Raw genomic sequence first — 3,735 nt, 5'->3', positions numbered from 1 at the left:
GTCGTTCGCGATGCGAACAGCGAGGACAAGGTCTGGTGGGACAACAACAAACCTATGTCGCCCGAGCAGTTCGAGACGCTGTTCGCCGACTTCAAAGCTTTCCTCAAAGGCAAGAATGTCTATGTACAGGACCTCGAAGGCGGCGCTGACCCCACGAACGTCCTCCCGGTCCGGGTCATCACCGAATATGCCTGGCACTCGCTGTTCATCCGCAACCTCCTAATCCGTCCCGACCGCGCGAAGCTCGCGACCTTCGTGCCGAAGATGACGATCATCGACGTGCCGTCCTTCCGCGCCGATCCGGCACGCCACGGCACGCGGTCCGAAACCGTCATCGCAGTCGATCTCACCCGCATGATTGTCCTCATCGGCGGTTCGGCCTATGCGGGGGAGATGAAGAAGTCGGTGTTCACCGTTCTCAACTACCTCTTGCCCGAGCGGAGCGTCATGCCGATGCACTGCTCGGCCAATGTCGGGCCCAACGGCGACAGCGCCATCTTCTTCGGCCTCTCCGGAACGGGAAAAACCACACTGTCGGCCGATCCGAAGCGCACGCTGATCGGCGATGACGAGCACGGCTGGGGCAATGACGGCGTCTTCAATTTCGAAGGCGGCTGCTATGCCAAATGCATCAAGCTGTCGAAGGAAGCCGAGCCGGAGATCCATGCCGCCAGCAAGCGCTTCGGCGCGGTGCTGGAGAATGTGGTGCTCGACGAGGACACGCGGGTGCCGGATTTCGACGATGGCTCGAAGACCGAAAACACCCGCTCGGCCTATCCGCTCGACTTCATTCCCAACGCCTCCCGCACCGGTCGCGCCGGCCACCCGAAGAACGTGGTGATGCTGGCGGCGGATGCGTTTGGCGTATTGCCGCCGATCGCCAAGCTGACGCCGGCACAGGCGATGTACCACTTCCTGTCCGGCTACACCGCCAAGGTGGCCGGCACCGAGCGCGGCCTCGGCAATGAGCCGCAGCCGGAATTCTCCACCTGCTTCGGTTCGCCGTTCCTCCCCTTAGACCCCTCCGTTTACGGCAACATGCTGCGCGAGCTGATTGCGAAGCACAATGTCGATTGCTGGCTGGTCAATACCGGCTGGACCGGCGGCAAATACGGCACCGGCTCCAGGATGCCGATCAAGGTGACCCGGGCGCTGTTGACCGCGGCACTCGACGGCAGCTTGCGCAATGTCGAATTCCGCACCGACAAGTACTTCGGCTTCGCGGTACCGACCGCGCTGCCCGGCGTGCCGAGCGAGATCCTCGATCCCGTCAATACCTGGAAGGACAAGGCCGAGTTCAACAAGACCGCGTGCGCCCTGGTCGGCATGTTCCAGAAGAATTTTGCCAAGTTCGAAGCCCAGGTCGACGCCGACGTCCGCGCCGCCGCACCGGATCTCAAGCTCGCTGCGGAGTGAGGTTGGGACTGCCGATGTTTTTCGATTTCGTGAGTTCGAAGGGCGGCCGTGAGGCCGCCCTTTTTTCTTGACGCAGATACATCGTCGCGCGCAGTTCCAGCAGCGCGCGCCGCAAATGGGTCTTGACCGTATTGGCGGGGATGCCGAAGCGGGCCGAAAGTTCGAGGCGGCTCCGATCCCCGAGATAGGCCAGCATGATCAGCCGGCGCTTGTCTTCCGGAAGCCTGGCAAAGGCCGCCAGCACCTGCGGACGCAGTCGGGCGAGGTCCAGCTCATCGATCGGATCGGGATCGTCAGACGCCAAAGTCAGGATTTCGTTCTCGTTACCGACCACCTCGAACCGCCGCTTGCGAAATGCATCGATGGCGCCGTGCCGGACAATTGTCGCCATCCACGCCATCGGCGATGCGATCGCGGGGTTGTAGCTTGCGGCATTGCGCCAGACCTTGAGATAGCACTCCTGCAGCACGTCTTCGGCAAGGCCGCGATCCCCGAGGATCCGCAATGCGACGCCAAAGAGCTTGCGATTGGTCAGGCCGTAGAGTCTGGCGAAGGCGGATTTGTTTTCGGCAGCGACATCCAACAGCAATTCCAGCAGGACCATCTTCGGGTCTTTTGCATCGGCGATGCCGGCAATGCCGGCAATTCCTGGCGATGTCGCGTTCACATTGTTTCCCCGGTCGGTTGTCATTGAGGCTGGCAGCCGCCGGAAAGACGAGGCGGGCGTTGGCTGATACCTGTCCCCGCCACTACGGCGTCCCGGCGGAAAAAGTTTCGGTAGCCGACATCTTCACCGCGGATTTTTTCGACCGTCGGGTGGGTTTTTTGAAACCGCCGCCCGTTGAACCGTAGCTTCCTCAGCCTTATAGTCCGCGATGGAACAGCTGCTTTTGCGTGTATTCCTGGCCAACCACTTCAGAATGCGACAGATTCCCGAGGACGACCTGGGTCAGGTGCTCAACTCTGTCGCCCAGGGCGACCGGGTTGCGTTCCGCCGGCTGTACGCCGCGGCCGGTCCCGTGCTGTTCGGGATATGCATTCGGATTCTGCGAGATCGTGACGCCGCAGAAGACGCCTTTCAGGAGGCGATGCTGCGGGTCTGGCAAAAATCCTATCTGTACGATCCCGCCAGGGGCAGCGCGATCGGCTGGATGACGGTGGTCACGCGTAACGTCGTGCTGGACCGCTTGCCCGAACGCCGGATCCGGTTCGTGTCGCTGGCCGATGAGAATGTCGCCGCCCTGGTCGAGAAGCTTTGCGGTCCCGGATCTGGCGAGCCGGGCCTCGCGCCGGACCTGCTGAAGTGCCTTGGGCTGCTCGAACAGAACTACCGGAAATGTGTTATTTTGGCCTACCACTACGGCCTCAGCTACGAGGAACTGGCCGAACAATCAGCCGTTCCGCTGGGAACGATCAAGACCTGGATTCACCGTGCCGTCGAGAAGTTGCAGCTATGTCTGAACCAGTGAAGCCGGCAGCCCATGGCGCGGCGGAGTATGTGCTCGGCCTGCTCGACAAGGCGGAGCGCCGCGAACTCGCGTCGCAACTGAAGTCGGACCAGGCGCTGCAGAGCCAGGTCGAGTATTGGGAAAACGCTTTTTCGAGCCTGCAGGCGGAAGAGGCCGAGCCGTTGCCGGCCGGGTTGTTCGAAAAGATTCTCGACAGGATCGACGGCGAAGGCCTGCATCTGCCGGGCACGCTGACCAAACGCGCGGCAAGCGCGAACTGGTTCGATATCGGCCCCGGCATCAGGGGGCGGCTGCTGCATGTCGACCGGGCCCGGAACCGGCAATATCTGTTGTTCAGGATGCAGCCGGGCGCGTCCTATCATCCGCACTCGCACAATACAGACGAACAGTCCCTCGTGCTCGAAGGCGATCTTTCCTTCGGTGATTGCAAGCTGCTCGCCGGCGACTTCCATGTCGCGACACCATCCTCCTCGCATCCGCCGGGACGAACGGTGAATGGCTGCCTCGTGCACGTCGTGATGAGTCTCGACCAGCATTAAGGCGGTTTCACTCCCCTCCCCCCGCGCGCCCTTGCGCGTGGCGGGGAGGGGTCGGGGGTGGGGGGTAGCACGGCAGACTCGCTGCGAGTTGTACGCGCGGAGAGACCCCCACCCTCGACCCCTCCCCACCGCTTCGCGGGAGGAGGGGAGAAGTTACCGCGGTATTTCAGGTGTTGTCGGGAAACACCGCATTGCTGGGCGTCGGACGGTCGGTGATCTGCAGGCCGAACAGGCTGCCGATCAGTTCGACCGCGACCCGCGCGGTGCGGCCACACTCGTCGAGGAACGGATTGAGTTCGACGATATCGACC

General features: G+C 62.4%; 4 protein-coding genes and 1 pseudogene. 3 read left to right on the top strand and 2 right to left on the bottom strand.

The window, feature by feature from the left end; all coding sequences use genetic code 11:
- Window positions 1-1,416, top strand: a 1,416-nt coding sequence (locus Q7U29_RS04860; protein ID WP_304739087.1) for a phosphoenolpyruvate carboxykinase, incomplete at its 5' end; no start/stop codon positions are given.
- On the opposite strand, the gene Q7U29_RS04855 is transcribed toward Q7U29_RS04860, so the two are convergent.
- Entirely contained in the window at window positions 1,397-2,083 is a 687-nt protein-coding gene (locus Q7U29_RS04855) for an RNA polymerase sigma factor (RefSeq protein WP_304739085.1), read from the bottom strand. The two genes, Q7U29_RS04860 and Q7U29_RS04855, sit on opposite strands and share 20 nt — an antisense overlap.
- A 208-nt stretch (window positions 2,084-2,291) precedes the next feature.
- Between Q7U29_RS04855 and Q7U29_RS04850 the strand changes: the two genes are divergently transcribed.
- Complete coding sequence (locus Q7U29_RS04850) at window positions 2,292-2,885, top strand: sigma factor (protein ID WP_304739083.1); 594 nt, start codon at window positions 2,292-2,294, stop codon at window positions 2,883-2,885.
- Window positions 2,870-3,424 (top strand): cupin domain-containing protein, encoded by a 555-nt coding sequence (locus tag Q7U29_RS04845; RefSeq protein ID WP_304739081.1) that lies wholly within the window; start codon window positions 2,870-2,872, stop codon window positions 3,422-3,424. Before Q7U29_RS04850 ends, Q7U29_RS04845 begins: the two co-directional genes overlap by 16 nt.
- Before the next feature lie 166 nt (window positions 3,425-3,590).
- Here Q7U29_RS04845 and Q7U29_RS04840 read toward each other — a convergent pair.
- Window positions 3,591-3,735, bottom strand: a pseudogene (locus tag Q7U29_RS04840) (arginase); the annotation flags it as partial.

Source organism: Bradyrhizobium sp., assembly GCF_030654605.1.
Classification (GTDB): domain Bacteria; phylum Pseudomonadota; class Alphaproteobacteria; order Rhizobiales; family Xanthobacteraceae; genus Bradyrhizobium.
The sequence above is the reverse complement of the archived record's forward strand: the minus strand, read 5'-3'. Positions and strand labels throughout refer to the sequence as shown.